Source organism: Pseudomonas iranensis (assembly GCF_014268585.2).
Taxonomy (GTDB): Bacteria; Pseudomonadota; Gammaproteobacteria; order Pseudomonadales; family Pseudomonadaceae; genus Aquipseudomonas; species Aquipseudomonas iranensis.
Genome location: NZ_CP077092.1, coordinates 628,798 through 646,519, shown reverse-complemented (window position 1 = coordinate 646,519; position 17,722 = coordinate 628,798). Strand labels below are relative to the sequence as shown.

General features: G+C 61.4%; 16 protein-coding genes. 10 read left to right on the top strand and 6 right to left on the bottom strand.

Going from position 1 to position 17,722, the window contains the following annotated elements; genetic code table 11:
- Positions 1-91 precede the first annotated feature (91 nt).
- The 3 genes from HU724_RS02880 to rpmE all read right to left on the bottom strand — a co-directional run bounded on the left by HU724_RS02880 (position 92) and on the right by rpmE (position 2,590).
- The gene (locus HU724_RS02880) at positions 92-1,360 is read right to left on the bottom strand and encodes a malic enzyme-like NAD(P)-binding protein (RefSeq protein ID WP_016772053.1); all 1,269 of its coding nucleotides are present in this window, start codon (positions 1,358-1,360) and stop codon (positions 92-94) included.
- A gap of 184 nt (positions 1,361-1,544) precedes the next feature.
- Positions 1,545-2,327 (bottom strand): thermonuclease family protein, encoded by a 783-nt coding sequence (locus tag HU724_RS02875; protein ID WP_186567557.1) that lies wholly within the window; start codon positions 2,325-2,327, stop codon positions 1,545-1,547.
- Between the two features lie 41 nt (positions 2,328-2,368).
- On the bottom strand, positions 2,369-2,590 hold the full coding sequence (gene rpmE, locus HU724_RS02870) for a 50S ribosomal protein L31 (protein WP_016772055.1): 222 nt from the start codon (positions 2,588-2,590) through the stop codon (positions 2,369-2,371).
- A gap of 286 nt (positions 2,591-2,876) precedes the next feature.
- Between rpmE and HU724_RS02865 the strand changes: the two genes are divergently transcribed.
- A complete protein-coding gene (locus HU724_RS02865; RefSeq protein WP_186567535.1) occupies positions 2,877-5,096 on the top strand; it encodes a primosomal protein N' in 2,220 nt (739 codons plus the stop codon).
- A gap of 118 nt (positions 5,097-5,214) precedes the next feature.
- Here the strand turns inward: HU724_RS02865 and HU724_RS27710 are convergent, their stop codons facing one another.
- Positions 5,215-5,337: a hypothetical protein gene (locus HU724_RS27710; RefSeq protein ID WP_016772057.1), complete on the bottom strand. Its 123-nt coding sequence runs from the start codon at positions 5,335-5,337 to the stop codon at positions 5,215-5,217.
- On the opposite strand from HU724_RS27710, the gene argS reads away from it, so the two are divergent.
- The 9 genes from argS to HU724_RS02820 all read left to right on the top strand — a co-directional run bounded on the left by argS (position 5,336) and on the right by HU724_RS02820 (position 16,005).
- A complete protein-coding gene (argS, locus tag HU724_RS02860) occupies positions 5,336-7,072 on the top strand; it encodes an arginine--tRNA ligase (protein ID WP_024011262.1) in 1,737 nt (578 codons plus the stop codon). The genes HU724_RS27710 and argS overlap by 2 nt on opposite strands.
- A gap of 1 nt (position 7,073) precedes the next feature.
- On the top strand, positions 7,074-7,784 hold the full coding sequence (locus HU724_RS02855; protein ID WP_016772059.1) for an SPOR domain-containing protein: 711 nt from the start codon (positions 7,074-7,076) through the stop codon (positions 7,782-7,784).
- Positions 7,785-8,072: 288 nt separating this feature from the next.
- Positions 8,073-8,603 carry an ATP-dependent protease subunit HslV gene (gene hslV, locus HU724_RS02850; protein WP_007968352.1) on the top strand — a complete coding sequence of 177 codons (531 nt, stop codon included), beginning with the start codon at positions 8,073-8,075 and terminating at the stop codon, positions 8,601-8,603.
- A gap of 55 nt (positions 8,604-8,658) precedes the next feature.
- A complete protein-coding gene (gene hslU / locus HU724_RS02845) occupies positions 8,659-9,996 on the top strand; it encodes an ATP-dependent protease ATPase subunit HslU (protein ID WP_122693250.1) in 1,338 nt (445 codons plus the stop codon).
- A 153-nt stretch (positions 9,997-10,149) separates the two neighbouring features.
- A complete protein-coding gene (locus tag HU724_RS02840; protein ID WP_133337328.1) occupies positions 10,150-10,527 on the top strand; it encodes a gamma-butyrobetaine hydroxylase family protein in 378 nt (125 codons plus the stop codon).
- Between the two features lie 257 nt (positions 10,528-10,784).
- On the top strand, positions 10,785-12,464 hold the full coding sequence (phaC, locus tag HU724_RS02835; protein WP_039756663.1) for a class II poly(R)-hydroxyalkanoic acid synthase: 1,680 nt from the start codon (positions 10,785-10,787) through the stop codon (positions 12,462-12,464).
- A 215-nt stretch (positions 12,465-12,679) separates the two neighbouring features.
- A complete protein-coding gene (phaZ, locus tag HU724_RS02830) occupies positions 12,680-13,534 on the top strand; it encodes a poly(3-hydroxyalkanoate) depolymerase (RefSeq protein ID WP_016772063.1) in 855 nt (284 codons plus the stop codon).
- Between the two features lie 137 nt (positions 13,535-13,671).
- On the top strand, positions 13,672-15,354 hold the full coding sequence (gene phaC / locus HU724_RS02825) for a class II poly(R)-hydroxyalkanoic acid synthase (protein ID WP_186567537.1): 1,683 nt from the start codon (positions 13,672-13,674) through the stop codon (positions 15,352-15,354).
- A 30-nt stretch (positions 15,355-15,384) separates the two neighbouring features.
- Complete coding sequence (locus HU724_RS02820) at positions 15,385-16,005, top strand: TetR/AcrR family transcriptional regulator (protein ID WP_024011259.1); 621 nt, start codon at positions 15,385-15,387, stop codon at positions 16,003-16,005.
- A 254-nt stretch (positions 16,006-16,259) separates the two neighbouring features.
- Here the strand turns inward: HU724_RS02820 and HU724_RS02815 are convergent, their stop codons facing one another.
- Positions 16,260-17,165: a phasin family protein gene (locus HU724_RS02815; protein WP_186567539.1), complete on the bottom strand. Its 906-nt coding sequence runs from the start codon at positions 17,163-17,165 to the stop codon at positions 16,260-16,262.
- A gap of 10 nt (positions 17,166-17,175) precedes the next feature.
- Positions 17,176-17,598 (bottom strand): phasin family protein, encoded by a 423-nt coding sequence (locus HU724_RS02810; protein WP_016772067.1) that lies wholly within the window; start codon positions 17,596-17,598, stop codon positions 17,176-17,178.
- Positions 17,599-17,722 lie beyond the last annotated feature (124 nt).

Here is a 17,722-nt window from a genome sequence, read left to right as displayed (position 1 = left end):
AGAGGGTTAGGGTGAGGGGCTCTTGATCTTCAGACATAAAAAAGCCCCGACTCTCGCGAGCCGGGGCTTTTGTTTGAAGCGCTACAACGACTTAGCCGTTGAACACGTCATCCACGCTTTTCAGCGGGTAGTTCTTCGGATAAGGCAGGGTGGCCACGCCGGTCTCGATCGCAGCCTTGGCCACGGCGTCGGAGATCAGGGTGATCAGGCGCTTGTCCATTGGTTTCGGAATGATGTACTCACGGCCGAATTCCAGCGGAGCGCCACCGTAGGCATCGCACACGTCCTGTGGAACAGGCAGTTTGGCCAGTTCGCGCAGGGCGTTGGCGGCGGCGACTTTCATTTCTTCGTTGATGCGCTTGGCGCGAACGTCCAGGGCACCACGGAAGATGAACGGGAAGCCCAGCACGTTGTTGACCTGGTTCGGGTAGTCCGAACGGCCGGTGGCCATGATCACGTCGCTACGGGTGGCGTGCGCCAGTTCCGGGGAGATTTCCGGATCCGGGTTGGAGCAGGCGAAGACGATCGGGTTGGCCGCCATCGACAGCAGGCCTTCGGCGCTCAGCAGGTTCGGACCGGACAGACCGACGAATACGTCAGCGCCTGCCAGTGCGTCTGCCAGGGTGCGCTTCTCGGTAGCGTGGGCGAACACAGCTTTGTACTGGTTCAGGTCGTCACGGCCGGAGTGGATCACGCCGGTACGGTCAACCATGAAGATGTTTTCAATGCGAGCGCCCATGCTCACCAGCAGTTTCATGCAGGAGATGGCGGCAGCGCCGGCGCCGAGGCAGACAATCTTCGCTTCCGGCAGGGTTTTGCCAGCGATTTCCAGGGCGTTGATCATGCCCGCAGCGGTCACGATCGCGGTGCCGTGCTGGTCATCGTGGAACACCGGAATATCGCACTGCTCGATCAGAGCGCGTTCGATCTCAAAGCACTCTGGCGCCTTGATGTCTTCCAGGTTGATGCCACCGAAGGTGATGGAGATGCGCTTGACGGTGTCGATGAAGGCTTGCGGGCTTTCCGAGTCGACTTCGATGTCGAATACGTCGATGCCGGCGAAACGCTTGAACAGTACGCCCTTGCCTTCCATTACAGGCTTGGAAGCCAGTGGGCCGAGGTTGCCCAGGCCGAGAATCGCGGTGCCGTCGGAAATGACTGCCACCAGGTTGCCCTTGCCGGTGTATTTGTAGGCCAGTTCAGGATCGCGAGCGATCTCGCGTACTGGTTCAGCTACGCCGGGGCTGTAGGCCAGCGACAGGTCGCGGGCGGTAGCAGTGGCCTTGGTGAGCTCGACACTCAGCTTCCCCGGACGAGGATTGGCGTGGTATTCGAGAGCGGCAGTTTTCAGATCAGACATTTTGGCATTCCGCTTTTTTACTGTTGGACAGACTGGTCAGCGAGGATACGCGCCTCGCAAAGTCCCCACAAGACTGGGCAGTCACCGCTGTCAAGCGCCCTGCCCTACGACTTTGGGCCAAGAGCCACGGCGCACAAGGGCTGGACTGTTCACAATCAACCGTAAAAATGTCTACAATTTTTCTTCAGCGCGATACCTGCAGCATCGAAGGATCGGTCAACGGCAGCAACCAGCGCGCCTGACCTTTTTGCAGACCACCGCGCCGGGATCGGTCAACCACCCAGCCACGGGCCTCGATCTGCCTGCCTTTCAATGCTTGCAAGCCAGCACTGTCAAATTGTCCGAGCAGATTGGGTGCAACCCGCAATACAAGCGTGTCCTGCAACTCGATCCAGATTCCGCCGCGATTGCGCTGCACCTTGCTCACCCGACCGCTGACTACGGCGAAGCCCGAACGCTGGATCTGCTGCGCTTTCTGCACCGGCGATTGCCGCCAGAGACCAAGCCCGGCTCGTCGCGCGCTGCGTTCGGCGGCCTGTTGGCAGGCGACCAGATCGACGTTCGGCGCCACCGCAACCTGAAAACCCAGGCCAGCGGCAAGCATCTGCGCTTCGAGATTGGCACCGCTGACACTGTAAACATGCGCCAGCGTACGGCCGTAATGGTCTTTCGCCTGCTTGCCGGGTCGCAGACCGACCCGGCCGCCGCTGTCATCGACCAGCGCTTGCAGGCGTTTGCGCGCTGCCACGGCGAAGGGTTCGTCGCTGCGGCCCTGCTTGCCCAGCTCCGGCGTATTGAGGCCGATCATGCGCACGCTGCGGCCGTCGCTCAGGCGCAGGGTGTCGCCATCGACCACCCGCTGCACGGAAACGCTGGTCAGCCCTGCGGGTGTCGGGCAGAACGCCTGGGCGGCGGACAGCCAAATCGCAGACACAAAAAAGGCGCCCGCGAGGGACGCCTTTTTCATCAGTCTGGAGAAGTCGAAACGACCTTCCAAAATGATCAGCCTCAGGCTTTTTTGCCGACGCCGAAAGTAGCGAAACGGTCTGCGAACTTCTGCACACGGCCGCCGGTGTCCAGAGTCTTCTGCTTACCGGTGTAGAACGGGTGGCATTCGTTGCAAACGTCGATCGCCAGGGCTTTGCCGTAGGTCGAACGAGTTTCGAACTTGTTACCGCAGCTGCAGGTAACAGCGATTTCCGGGTAGTTCGGATGGATTTCGGCTTTCATGGTGTCTTCCTCAGGCTAGCGTGCCGCCACCCAACACTATTGTTGAATACCGCACGTAATTAGGCCGCGGATTCTACCAGACCTTTTCAATCGCGCAAGCTGTCACCGAGACCGACCGTCTGCTAGGCTCCCGACCTTGAACGCATTCCCCTGTGGGAGCGAGCTTGCTCGCGAATGCGTTGTGTCAGTCAATGTCCAAGCGTCTGATACACCGCCTTCGCGAGCAAGCTCGCTCCCAATTGATCTGCGTTCAACCCTTCTTTTGCGTTTATAGAGATCCCCCCGCGTGCCCGACGCCATTCTGCGCCTTGCCCTGCCTTCGCCTTTGCGCCGCCTGTTCGATTACCGGGCGCCGGCCGGGGTGCGGCGCGAGCAATTGCAGCCGGGCATGCGCCTGCGGGTGCCGTTCGGTCGGCGTGAGATGATCGGGATTCTGGTCGAGGTCACCGACACCAGCGAGGTGCCGGCAGAAAAACTCAAGCCGGCACTGGCCCTGCTCGATACGACATCGTCGCTGCCGCCAGCGCTGTTCAAGCTGTGCCTGTGGACCGCCCAGTATTACCAGCACAGCCTCGGCGACACCTTGAACTGGGCCTTGCCAGTATTGCTGCGTCAGGGCGAGTTGGCCGAGGCCCGGCAGGAACGCTTCTGGTCGATCGCCCCCGGTGCGAGCGTTGACGACCCGCGAGTGGCCCGTGCGCCACGCCAGCGCGAGGCGCTGACCACGCTGGCCCAGCATCCTCACGGCGTCGCCCATCAGTTGTTGAGCAAACTGATGCTGAGCAAGGACAGCCTCGATCTGCTGCTGGCCAAGGGGCTGGTGCAGGTCGAAATCCGCCGCCACGCCCCCGGCGTTCGCCATGAACACTGGCTGGCGCAACCGGAGCTGCCGCTCAACAGTGAACAGCGCGCGGCGTATCAAGCGATTCGCGCCGGCTTCGACAGTTACCACGCCTTCCTGTTGGCCGGCGTCACCGGCAGCGGCAAGACCGAAGTCTATCTGCAGCTGATACGCGAGACCCTCGAAGCCGGCAAACAGGCACTGGTACTGATCCCGGAAATCAACCTCGGCCCGCAAACCCTGGCGCGCTTCGAACAGCGCTTCAATGCGCGCATCGCCCTGCTGCACTCGGCGGTAAATGATCGCGAACGCCTGGAAGCCTGGCTCGCCGCCCGTGATGGCGAGGCCGACATTATTATCGGCACCCGCTCGGCACTGTTCACGCCAATGAAAAATCCCGGGCTGATCATCATCGATGAAGAACACGACGGCTCCTATAAACAGCAGGAAGGTCTGCGCTACCACGCTCGCGATCTGGCGCTGGTGCGCGCGCGGCAGGAAAACATTCCGATCGTGCTCGGCTCCGCCACGCCGTCGCTGGAAAGTCTGCACAACGCTTACACCGGCCGCTACGGCCTGTTGCGCCTGAACGAGCGCGCCGGCGGCGCCAAGCAACCGCGCTTCCTGCGTCTGGACGTCAAAAGCCGTCCGCTCGACAGCGGTATTTCCGGGCCGATGCAGCAAGCCATCGGCCAGACCCTCGCCAACGGCCAGCAGGTGCTGGTGTTCCTCAACCGGCGCGGCTTTGCCCCGACCTTGCTTTGCCACGATTGCGGCTGGATGTCCGAGTGCTCGCGCTGCGATGCGCGCATGACCGTGCATCAACGTTACGGCGAGTTGCGCTGTCACCACTGCGGCAACGTCGAGCGCACACCGCGCCAATGCCCGAAATGCAGCAAGGTCGATCTGCGCCCGGTCGGCGCCGGTACCGAACGCGCCGAAGAACGTCTGGCGATTCTGTTCCCGGATTACCCGGTACTGCGCGTCGATCGCGACAGCACCTCGCGCAAGGACGCCATGAATCAGCTGTTCGCGACAATCCAGAAAGGCCAGCCGTGCATTCTGGTCGGCACGCAGATGTTGGCCAAAGGGCACCACTTCCCACGGGTGACGCTGGTGTCGATTCTGGATGCCGACGGCGGCCTGTTCTCCGGCGACTTCCGCGCCAGCGAGCGCATGGCGCAACTGATCGTCCAGGTCGCCGGGCGCGCCGGGCGGGCTGAGGAACCGGGCAAGGTGATCATCCAGACGCACCTCGCCGACCATCCTTTATTGGTGCAACTGACCGAGCAGGGTTATTTCGCCTTCGCCGAACAAGCCTTGAGCGAACGCCGCGCGGCCGGGTTGCCGCCGTTTGCCCATCTGGCGCTGTTGCGCGCCGAAGCGCACAAGCCGGGGCAGGCGGAAGGTTTTCTCGATGAAGCGTGCAGCGCGGCCGAACGCCTGCTGGCCGAATTGAGTCTGAGCGGCATCGAGCTGCTCGGGCCGGTGCCGGCACCGATGGAGCGCCGCGCCGGGCGTTATCGCGCACAACTGTTGTTGCAGGCGACCGCCCGGGCGCCGTTGCACCGCTTGCTGGCCAGCTGGATGCTGGTGCTGGAGCAGATGCCGAGCGGGCGGGCGGTGCGCTGGTCGCTGGATGTTGATCCGGTGGATCTGTATTGAGCTGAAGATCCCTTTCGCGAGCAGGCTCGCTCCCACAGTGGATCAGCGCCGTACATACCTTGTGGGTCCTGCGCAAAACCTTGTGGGAGCGAGCCTGCTCGCGAAAGCGGACTTTTTGTCACCACATATCCACATCCTGCCTGCTAAGGTTGGCAAGCCCGTCTTCGCAACGGATAATGCCCAGTTTTTCCACCCGCGCATCGATGCGCCCGCCGCGCTTGCGGTCGAAAGAGAAGACCATGAAAGACACCATTCGCCAGCTGATCCAGCAAGCCCTCACCCAACTCGTCAACGAAGGTGTGTTGCCTGAAGGCCTGACGCCGGCGATCCAGGTGGAGAACGCCCGCGACAAGACCCACGGCGACTTCGCCAGCAACATCGCCATGATGCTGGCCAAGCCTGCCGGCATGAAGCCACGCGATCTGGCGGAGAAAATCATCGCCGCACTGCCCGCTGACGAAAACGTCACCAAGGCCGAAATCGCCGGCCCGGGCTTCATCAATTTCTTCCAGAACACCCAGGCCCTGGCCTCGCGCCTCGACGCCGCACTGGCCGACGCCCGTGTCGGCGTGCGCAAAGCCGGCCCGGCGCAGCGCACCGTGGTCGATCTGTCGGCGCCGAACCTGGCCAAAGAGATGCACGTCGGCCACTTGCGCTCGACCATCATCGGCGACGGCGTGGCCCGGGTGCTTGAGTTCCTCGGCGACGAAGTGATCCGCCAGAATCACGTCGGCGACTGGGGCACTCAGTTCGGCATGCTGATGGCTTATCTGCAGGAAAACCCGATCACCAGCGACGAATTGTCCGATCTGGAAAACTTCTACCGTGCGGCCAAGCAGCGTTTCGACGAGTCCGAAGAATTCGCCGACCGCGCCCGTGGCCTGGTGGTCAAGTTGCAGGCTGGCGACGCTGAATGCCTGGCGCTGTGGACCAAGTTCAAGGACATCTCGCTGTCGCACTGCCAGAAGATCTACGAACTGCTCAACGTCAAACTGACCATGGCCGACGTGATGGGCGAAAGCGCCTACAACGACGACCTGATCAATGTGGTCAACGACCTCAAAGCTGCCGGCATGCTGGTCGAGAGCAACGGCGCCCAGTGCGTGTTCCTCGACGAGTTCAAGAACGCCGATGGCGACCCGCTGCCGGTGATCATCGTCAAGGCCGATGGCGGTTACCTGTACGCCACCACTGACCTCGCCGCCGTGCGCTACCGCAGCGGCAAGCTCAAGGCTGATCGCGCGCTGTATTTCGTCGACCAGCGTCAGGCCCTGCACTTCCAGCAGGTCTTCGCGGTGGCGCGCAAGGCCGGTTTCGTCACCCATCCGATGGAAATGGAACACATGGGTTTCGGCACCATGAACGGCGCCGATGGCCGTCCGTTCAAGACCCGTGATGGCGGCACCGTGAAGCTGATCGACCTGCTCACCGAAGCCCAGGAACGCGCCTACAACCTGGTGAAAGAGAAGAACCCGACCCTGGCCGAAGACGAGTTGCGCAACATCGCCAAGGTCGTCGGCATCGGCGCGGTGAAATACGCCGACCTGTCCAAGCATCGCACCAGCGACTACAGCTTCAACTTCGACCTGATGCTCAATTTCGAAGGCAACACCGCGCCGTATCTGCTGTACGCCTACACCCGCGTGGCCGGTGTGTTCCGTAAACTGGGCAAGGACTTCAGCGAAGTCGACGGCCAGATCGTCCTCGAAGCGGCGCACGAGCAGGAGCTGGCGGCGAAGCTGGCGCAGTTCGGCGAAGTGTTGAACAACGTCGCTGAAAAAGGCACGCCGCACATTCTCTGCACCTACCTGTACGACGTCGCCGGCCTGTTCTCCAGCTTCTACGAGAACTGCCCGATCCTCGCCGCCGACACCCCGGCGCAGATGCAGAGCCGTCTGCGTCTGGCCGCACTGACCGGTCGCACCCTCAAGCAAGGCCTGGAGCTGTTGGGTCTGGAAACTCTGGAGCGTATGTAAGTTGGCTGCCAAGAAAAAACCTGCACCCAAACGCGGCGCCAGCCGCTATCAGGCCCCGGCGAAACAACCGATTCCGGGCTGGCTGTGGATGGCCATCGGCCTGACCGTCGGCGCGTTCATCGTGTTTCTGATGAAACTGGAACCGGGCAAGGGCAGCGACACGGTCAAGCGCGAGAAGGTCGAGCAGCAGCAGAAAGCGTCGAAGATCGCCGAGGCCAACAAGACCCCGCCGAGCCCGACGCAACCGGTGAAGCCGAAATACGACTTCTACACGCTGCTGCCGGAATCGGAAGTGATCGTGCCGCCGGACGCGGTACCGGAGAAGACCCTGCCGACGCCGCAAGTGCCGGCCATCCCGACCACGCCGGTAACCCCGGCCGAAGCGGCGAAGATCGACACCGCACGGGCTCAAGCGGCTCTGGCCGGGATCACGCCGCCGCCAGCGCCACCGGTGAGCAAAGCCGCGCCAGTGACCAAGTTCTTCCTCCAGGCCGGTTCGTTCCGCAAGGAAACCGATGCTGACAAGGTACGTGCGCAGATCATTCTGCTCGGCCAGGCCGTCGCGGTGGAGTCCGGTACGGTCAAGGATGAAACCTGGTACCGCGTCTTGGTCGGGCCGTTCAGCAACCGTGAACAACTGACCACGGCGCAGAAACAACTGGCTGGTGCGGGCTTCAGCAACCTGTTGTTACAACAACGCCAGAGCCGCTAAGGCTCTCAGAGGTCAGCTGCAACTTGCAGGTGACCTTCAAACTTTGTGGTGAGGGGATTTATCCCCGCGGGGCTGCGAAGCAGCCCTGAAACCAGCCATTGCGGTGCAGCAGGCATACCGCAAATGATGGTTTCGCGACTGCTTCGCAGCCGAACGGGGATAAATCCCCTCGCCACAGTCATCACACACCATTCGTCTCCCATCGCCCCTGCCGGTTGAAATCCCCTCCAGCACCCCCATATGAATGGGCATAAGGCATTTTCGCCCCGCTGCGTGGAGACTCTTCCCTTGACCACCATCGTTTCAGTCCGCCGCCACGGCAAAGTCGTCATGGGCGGCGACGGCCAGGTTTCTCTCGGCAACACCGTGATGAAAGGCAACGCCAAAAAGGTCCGTCGCCTGTACCACGGCCAGGTCATCGCCGGTTTCGCCGGTGCCACCGCCGACGCCTTCACCCTGTTCGAACGTTTCGAAGGCCAGCTCGAAAAACATCAGGGTCACCTGATCCGCGCCGCCGTCGAACTCGCCAAGGAATGGCGCACCGACCGCTCCCTGAGCCGCCTCGAAGCGATGCTCGCGGTTGCCAACAAAGATGCCTCGCTGATCATCACCGGCAACGGTGACGTGGTCGAACCCGAAGATGGCCTGATCGCCATGGGTTCCGGCGGCGCCTACGCGCAAGCCGCCGCCAGTGCCCTGCTGAAAAAGACCGACCTGTCGGCTCGCGAGATCGTCGAAACCGCTCTCGGCATCGCTGGCGACATCTGCGTATTCACCAACCACACCCAGACCATTGAGGAGCAGGATCTCGCTGAATAAGCCTGTTGCGGCCCATGTGCCACGGCTTGTTTCTGCTTGAGGACCGTCAATTACTATGTCCATGACTCCCCGCGAAATCGTCCACGAACTCAACCGCCATATCATCGGCCAGGACGATGCCAAGCGCGCCGTCGCGATTGCCCTGCGCAACCGCTGGCGCCGCATGCAGCTGCCTGAAGAGCTGCGCGTTGAGGTGACCCCGAAGAACATCCTGATGATCGGCCCGACCGGTGTCGGTAAAACCGAGATCGCCCGTCGCCTGGCGAAACTGGCCAATGCGCCGTTCATCAAGGTCGAAGCGACCAAATTCACCGAAGTCGGTTATGTCGGCCGTGACGTCGAGTCGATCATCCGTGATCTGGCCGATGCCGCGATCAAGATGCTCCGCGAGCAGGAAATGACCCGCGTACGCCACCGCGCCGAAGACGCCGCCGAGGACCGCATCCTCGACGCGTTGCTGCCGCCGGCACGCATGGGCTTCAGCAACGAAGAAGCGCCGAGCTCCGATTCCAATACTCGTCAGCTGTTCCGCAAGCGTCTGCGCGAAGGTCAGCTGGACGACAAGGAAATCGAGATCGAAGTCGCCGAAGTCTCCGGCATCGAAATCGCCACGCCGCCGGGCATGGAAGAAATGACCAACCAGCTGCAATCGCTGTTTGCCAACATGGGCAAGGGCAAGAAGAAGTCGCGCAAGCTCAAGGTCAAGGAAGCGCTGAAACTGGTGCGCGATGAAGAAGCCGGGCGTCTGGTCAACGAAGAAGAACTGAAGGCCAAGGCGCTGGAAGCGGTCGAGCAGCACGGCATCGTCTTCATCGACGAAATCGACAAAGTCGCCAAGCGCGGCAATGTCGGCGGCGCCGATGTCTCCCGTGAAGGCGTACAGCGCGACCTGCTGCCGCTGATCGAAGGCTGCACCGTCAACACCAAGCTGGGCATGGTCAAGACTGACCACATCCTGTTCATCGCTTCCGGTGCGTTCCACCTGAGCAAGCCGAGCGATCTGGTACCGGAGCTGCAAGGTCGTCTGCCGATCCGCGTCGAACTCAAGGCGCTGAGCCCCGAAGACTTCGAACGCATCCTCAGCGAACCGCACGCCTCGCTCACCGAGCAATACTGCGCGCTGCTGAAAACCGAAGGCCTGAACATCCAGTTCCAGCCCGAAGGCATCAAGCGTCTGGCGGAGATCGCCTGGCAGGTCAACGAGAAAACCGAGAACATCGGTGCCCGTCGCCTGCACACCCTGCTTGAGCGTCTGCTCGAAGAGGTGTCGTTCAGCGCCGGCGACCTGGCCAGCGCCCACGATGACAAGGCGATTCTGATCGACGCCGAATACGTCAACAGCCACCTCGGCGAATTGGCGCAGAACGAAGATCTGTCCCGTTATATCCTGTAAGCCATACTTACAGCGGTAGCGGACCCTGTGGGAGCGAGCCTGCTCGCGAAGAGGTCGTGTCAGGCGGTATCAATGCCGTCTGACCCGCCGCTTTTGCGAGCAGGCTCGCTCCCACATTTGAATCAGGGCCGCCCACACATCGGACGCCAGCCCATGAATCGAATCCCCACCGACATCAAACTGCACAAAGCCTCGAAAACCCTGACGCTCACTTACGCGTCCGGCGAGGAATTCACCCTGCCCGCCGAGTTCCTGCGCGTGCACTCCCCCTCCGCCGAGGTCCAGGGCCACGGCAAACCGATCCTGCAATTCGGCAAGCTCAACGTGGGTCTGAGCAAGCTGGAACCGGCTGGCAACTATGCACTGAAACTGACCTTCGACGACGGTCACGACAGCGGCCTGTTCACCTGGGAATACCTCTACGAACTCGGCAAGCGCCAGAACGAACTCTGGGACGATTATCTTGCCGAGCTGCGCGCTGCCGGAAAATCCCGCGATCCGAACGAGTCGTTCGTCAAGCTGATGCTCTAGGCCGTGGCTCTTGCTCTTTAGAGGGCATTTTCTAACTTCATCTGTTTGAATGCTCCGCGCATACGGCCCCGGATCGGCCGCTTGCGAAAAAAATTAAACTCGGGTAACCAATGGAGCTGGCAAGTTCCCTGCAGTGCCCTACGACTGTAAAGCAGCTATGCAGAATCAACGGTCACCCGAGCAGTAGTACCCGGCATTGGCTGTGGAAGCGACAGCGTGAAACCGGGTACTCGTCTCAGGACAATGGAGCGTCGTAGATGAGTGACAAGAATAACGATGACCTGAAGTACCAAGCCTCGGAAAACACTCTGGGGCTTAACCCCGTCGTCGGGCTGCGCGGAAAGGATCTGCTGGCCTCTGCTCGAATGGTGCTGAAACAGGCCATCAGACAACCGATTCACAGCGTCAGGCACGTGACTCATTTCGGCCTCGAGCTGAAGAATGTCCTGCTGGGCAAATCCGCGCTGCAACCGGCCGGTGACGACCGCCGTTTCGCCGACCCGGCGTGGAGCCAGAACCCGCTATACAAACGTTATCTGCAAACCTACCTGGCCTGGCGCAAGGAACTGCATGCCTGGATCGATGACAGCAGCCTGTCCCCCAAAGACATCGCTCGCGGCCATTTCGTCATCAACCTGATGACCGAAGCCATGGCGCCGACAAATACGGCGGCCAATCCGGCGGCGGTCAAACGCTTCTTCGAAACCGGCGGCAAGAGCCTGCTCGATGGCCTCTCGCATCTGGCCAAGGATCTTGTGCACAACGGCGGCATGCCGAGCCAGGTCAACATGGGCGCGTTTGAAGTCGGCAAGAGCCTCGGCGTCACCGAAGGCGCGGTGGTGTTCCGCAATGATGTGCTGGAGCTGATCCAGTATCGGCCGATCACCGAGCAGGTCCACGAGCGCCCGCTGCTGGTAGTGCCGCCGCAGATCAACAAGTTCTACGTTTTCGACTTGAGCCCGGACAAGAGCCTGGCGCGCTTCTGCCTGCGCAACAACGTGCCGACCTTCATCATCAGCTGGCGCAACCCGACCAAAGCCCAGCGCGAGTGGGGCCTGTCGACCTACATCGAAGCGCTGAAAGAAGCCGTCGACGTAGTCACGGCGATCACCGGCAGCAAAGACGTCAACATGCTCGGCGCCTGCTCCGGCGGCATCACCTGCACCGCCCTGCTCGGCCACTACGCCGCGCTCGGCCAGAACAAGGTCAACGCCCTCACCCTGCTGGTCAGCGTGCTCGACACCACCCTGGACAGCGACGTCGCCCTGTTCGTCGATGAGCAGACTCTGGAGACCGCCAAGCGCCACTCCTACCAGGCCGGCGTGCTCGAAGGCAAAGACATGGCCAAGGTCTTCGCCTGGATGCGCCCCAACGATCTGATCTGGAACTACTGGGTCAACAACTACCTGCTCGGCAACGAGCCGCCGGTGTTCGACATCCTGTTCTGGAACAACGACACCACTCGCCTGCCCGCTGCGTTCCACGGCGACCTGATCGAGATGTTCAAAAACAATCCACTGATCCGCCCCAATGCACTGGAAGTGTGCGGCACGCCGATCGACCTCAAGCAGGTCACCGCCGACATCTTCTCGCTGGCCGGCACCAACGACCACATCACGCCATGGAAGTCCTGCTACAAGTCGGCGCAGCTGTTCGGCGGCAAAGTCGAATTCGTGCTGTCGAGCAGCGGCCATATCCAGAGCATCCTCAACCCGCCGGGAAATCCGAAGTCGCGCTACATGACCGGCGAAGAGATGGCCGCCACTGCTGATGACTGGCAGGAAAACTCGACCAAGCACACCGATTCCTGGTGGCTGTACTGGCAGGCATGGCTGGCCGAACGCTCGGGCAACCTGAAAAAGGCCCCGACGAAACTGGGCAACAAAGCGTACCCGGCAGGCGAGGCTTCGCCGGGCACTTACGTTCACGAGCGGTAACTGACACCACCCATTGTGGGAGAGGGCCTTGTGGCGAGGGGATTTATCCCCGTTCGGCTGCGAAGCAGTCGTGAATCGACTAGCCGCGATCAGTCTGACAAATCGTGGTTTCAGGATTCGGGGTCGCTTCGCAACCCAACGGGGATAAATCCCCTCACCACAAGGCCCGCTCCTACAGGAATACGGGTGGACTTGAAATCTACAGGGCCTGAAGCATGCCGCAACCGTTCATATTCCGCACCGTCGATCTGGATGGCCAGACCCTCCGCACGGCGGTGCGTCCCGGCAAGCCTCATTTGACGCCTCTGCTGATCTTCAACGGCATCGGCGCCAACCTGGAGCTGGTGTTTCCGTTTGTCGCAGCGCTCGACCCGGACCTGGAAGTGATCGCCTTCGACGTGCCCGGGGTCGGCGGGTCGTCGACGCCGAACCGACCGTATCGCTTCCCCGGCCTGGCCAAACTGACGGCGCGGATGCTCGACTATCTCGACTACGGTCAGGTCAATGTGATCGGCGTGTCGTGGGGCGGCGCCCTGGCGCAGCAGTTTGCCTACGACTACCCCGAGCGCTGCAAGAAACTGGTGCTGGCGGCCACTGCGGCCGGTGCGGTGATGGTCCCCGGCAAACCGAAAGTACTGTGGATGATGGCCAGCCCGCGCCGCTACATTCAGCCATCCCATGTGATTCGCATCGCGCCGATGATCTACGGCGGCTCGTTCCGCCGCGATCCGACGCTGGCGGCCAGCCATGCGGCGAAAGTGCGCTCGGCGGGCAAGCTCGGTTATTACTGGCAGCTGTTCGCCGGCCTCGGCTGGACCAGCATCCACTGGCTGCACAAGATCCATCAGCCGACCCTGGTGCTGGCCGGCGATGACGACCCACTGATTCCGCTGATCAACATGCGCATGCTCGCCTGGCGCATTCCCAACGCGCAGCTGCACATCATCGATGACGGTCATCTGTTCCTGATCACCCGTGCCGAAGCGGTGGCGCCGATCATCATGAAGTTCTTGGAGGAAGAACGTCTGCGCGCGGTGATGCACCCGCATCCGACGCCGTTGGGCGGCTGATCGCGGCGGCCTGCTTTATGCAGGTCTTTATCAACAAGTGCGCGGCAGGACGCTGCGCAGGCAGCAACCGGTAACAGCGTCTATGGTGATCTGTTCGGTGAGTGTGTTTTTGCCCTGAGACGAAGGAGTGTTGAGTCATGCGCGAAAAACCAGCGACGGGCGTGGTGCCCAGCCCCGCCGTGTTTATCAACGCCCAGAGTGCGATCGCCGGTCTGCGCGGCAGGGATCTGCTGTCCACACTGCGCAGCGTCGCCGCCCACGGCCTGCGCAATCCGTTGCACAGCGCAAAGCATGCGCTGAAGCTTGGCGGACAGTTGGGCCGCGTGCTGCTCGGCGAAACCCTGCACCCGACCAACCCGCAAGACAGCCGCTTCGCCGATCCGGCGTGGAGCCTCAACCCGTTCTACCGGCGCAGCCTGCAGGCGTATCTGGCCTGGCAGAAACAGGTCAAAAGCTGGATCGACGAAGGTGACATGAGCCCTGAAGATCGTGCCCGTGCGCACTTCGCTTTCACCCTGCTCAATGACGCCGTGGCGCCCTCCAACACCCTGCTCAACCCGCTGGCGGTCAAGGAGTTGTTCAATTCCGGCGGGCAGAGTCTGGTGCGTGGCCTGAGCCATCTGTTCGATGATCTGTTGCACAACGACGGCCTGCCACGGCAAGTGACCAAGCAGGCGTTCGAGGTCGGCAAAACCGTGGCGACCACCAGCGGATCGGTGGTGTTTCGCAATGAAATGTTCGAGCTGATCCAGTACAAATCGATGAGCGAAAAGCAGTACGCCAAGCCGCTGCTGGTGGTGCCGCCGCAAATCAACAAGTACTACATCTTCGACCTGAGCCCGCAGAACAGCTTCGTCCAGTACGCCCTGAAAAACAGCCTGCAGACCTTCATGATCAGCTGGCGCAACCCTGATGTGCGCCATCGCGAATGGGGCCTGTCGAGTTACGTCGAAGCAGTCGAAGAAGCGATGAATATCTGCCGGGCGATTACCGGCGCGCGTGAAGTGAACCTGATGGGCGCCTGCGCCGGCGGCCTGACCATCGCCGCTCTGCAAGGGCACTTGCAGGCCAAACGGCAACTGCGCCGGGTCGCCAGCGCGACGTATCTGGTCAGTCTGCTCGACAGCCAGATCGAGACCCCGGCGACGCTGTTTGCCGATGAACAAACACTGGAAGCGGCCAAGCGTCGCTCGTACCAACGAGGCGTGCTCGACGGGCGCGACATGGCCAAGGTCTTCGCCTGGATGCGCCCCAACGATTTGATCTGGAGCTATTTCGTTAACAACTACCTGCTGGGCAAGGAGCCGCCAGCCTTCGACATTCTCTACTGGAACAACGACAACACCCGGCTGCCGGCGGCGCTGCACGGCGATCTGCTGGACTTCTTCAAGCACAACCCGCTGATCCACGCTGGCGGTCTCGAGGTGTGCGGTACGCCGATCGATCTGCAGAAGGTCAATGTCGACAGCTTCAGCGTCGCCGGCATGAACGACCACATCACGCCATGGGACGCGGTGTATCGCTCGACCCTGCTGCTCGGTGGCGAGCGACGTTTCGTGCTGTCCAACAGCGGCCATGTGCAGAGCATCCTCAACCCGCCGAGCAACCCGAAAGCTGCCTACGTCGAGAACGCCAAACTGAGCAGCGACCCGCGTGCCTGGTACTACGATGCCAAACACGTCGACGGCAGCTGGTGGCCACTGTGGCTGGAATGGGTCGCGCAGCGCTCCGGCGCGCTGAATGAGACTCGCACCACCCTCGGCAATCCGAACTATCCACCGATGGAAGCGGCACCCGGCACCTATGTGCATGTGCGCTGACGCTCAACCGAAATTTTCTAAGAAGACTGGATGAAAACCCGCGACCGGATTCTCGAATGTGCACTGCAACTGTTCAACGAAAAGGGTGAGCCGAACGTTTCCACCATGGAGGTGGCCAACGAAATGGGGATCAGCCCGGGCAATCTCTACTACCACTTCCACGGTAAGGAACCGCTGATTCTCGGTCTGTTCGAACGCTTCCAGCACGAGCTCGCGCCCCTGCTCGACCCGCCGCCGGACGTGGAGCTTGCACCGGAGGATTACTGGCTGTTTCTGCATTTGATCGTCGAGCGATTGGCGCAATACCGGTTCCTGTTCCAGGACCTGTCGAACCTCGCCGGCCGCTTGCCGAAACTGGCCAAGGGAATTCGCAATCTGCTCAATGCGCTGAAGCGGACGCTGGCGTCGTTGCTGGCGCGATTGAAGGCTTCGGGGCAACTGGTCAGCGATACTCAGGCGCTGGGGCAATTGGTCGAGCAGGTGACCATGACGCTGCTGTTCTCGCTGGATTACCAGCGGATTCTGGATCGTGAGGGTGAGGTCCGGTTGGTGGTTTATCAGATCATGATGCTGGTGGCGCCGCATTTGCTGCCGCCAGTGAAGGTGGCTACAGAGCGGATGGCGCTGCAATACCTTGAGGATCACGACTGACCCGAAAAGCCCCTCACCCTAACCCTCTCCCGGAGGGAGAGGGGACTGATTGGGGGATGTTCGCTAGCTACGCCGACCTGAGCGAGCTTCTTTGAATCGATAATCGACTCGATTTTTTCAGGTCGATGTATGACGCAGGACACCTCGGTCGGCTCCCTCTCCCTGGGGAGAGGGCTGGGGTGAGGGGCCGCTTGGAATGCACAAACAAAAACGCCCGACCTTCACAGGCCGGGCGTTTTTGATTTGCCCTGAAATCAGGACTGACTGGATGGCGTCGACGGTGTCGATGCTGCAGTCGGGGTAGCGGCTGCCGTAGGTGCCGCAGCGGAGTTTGCCGCGTTGGCCGGAGCTGTTGGAGCAGTCGATGGTGCGGCGGCCGGTTTCGGCGCAGCGGCTTTCGGCGCGGCCGGTTTTTTCACTGCTGGCTTTTTCGCCGCAGCCGGTTTGGCCGCAGGCTTCGCAGCGGGTTTGGCGGCAGCGGTCTTCGCTGCTGGCTTGGCCGCTGGTTTCGCTGCAGTTTTAGCCGCAGGTTTTGCTGCTGCTTTGGTTGCCGGTTTGGCAGCGGCCTTGGCGGCAACCGGTTTGGCTGCCGCTTTGGCCGCAGGCTTGGCGGCTGCCGTTTTGGCCGCAGCTTTCGCAGCCGGTTTTGCCGCCGCTTTGGCCAGTGGCTTGGCCGCGGTTTTCGCCGCAGGTTTGGCCGCCGCAGTTTTAGTGGCAGGTTTCGCCGCAGCGGTTTTCGCCGCCACAGGCTGAGCTTTCAGACCGGTGAGTTTTTCGATCTGCTTGGTCAGCGTGTCGACCTTGGCGTTGAGCGCCTTGACCTCATTGCGGCTCGGCACACCCAGGCGCGAAATCGCGCTGTTCAGGCGCTTGTCGAACGCGCCTTCCAGCTCGTCCCACTTGCCCATGGCGCGGTCTTTCACGCCGCTGATACGCGACTTGGCCGAGGAGGTCGAGTCCTCGACTTTCTTGCCGACGGCAGTCTTGGTGAGCTTCTCGGCTTTCTCGCCGTCTTTGACCAATGCATCGAAGAGTTTGCTGCCGTCAGTGTCGATCTTCGAGTACACGCCTAAACCAGCCAGCCAGATTTTGCGGGAGTAGGACTCGACCTTCCCGACCCACGAGCTGCTTTCTTTATCGGTGTTCTTTTTGCCAGCCATCCCGTTCTCCTTAAGATTTTCGCGCGACGCGTTCGAGCAATGCCGTCAGCTCATCGAGCTTAGCAGAGAGTGCCTCAACGTCATGTTTAGACGGAATGCCGATCCGATTCAAGGCGCTCGCCACACGGTTGTCGAAGGCCTTCTCGACCTTGTCGAGCTGAACTTCAACGCGACCCTTGAACGAGCTGACCTGAGTGGCCGCGTCATCGATCTCGGCGTTTGCCGCGAGGAGTTTTTCGCTGACGGCTTTTTTGCCTTTCTTTTCAACGGTTTGACCGGCGGCCACGAGCTCCTGAAAGTACTCGCTGCCCTCCTGGCCAACCTTGGTGTAGGCGCCCAGGCCTGCCAGCCAGATCTTGCGGGCATAGGATTTGACGTCGCTCAGGGTAGAAGTCGGAGCGTCGATTTTTTTCTTCAAAATGACTTTGGCCATGGTGCACCTCACGCGCAGAAGGTTTGAGGAACTGCCGGACGAGTGTCGGGCTCAGGCACAAAGTAGGGAGAAAAATTAGAAAGGGCACCCTAACCAGCGGGAGCAACTCTAAACAAATGTGGGA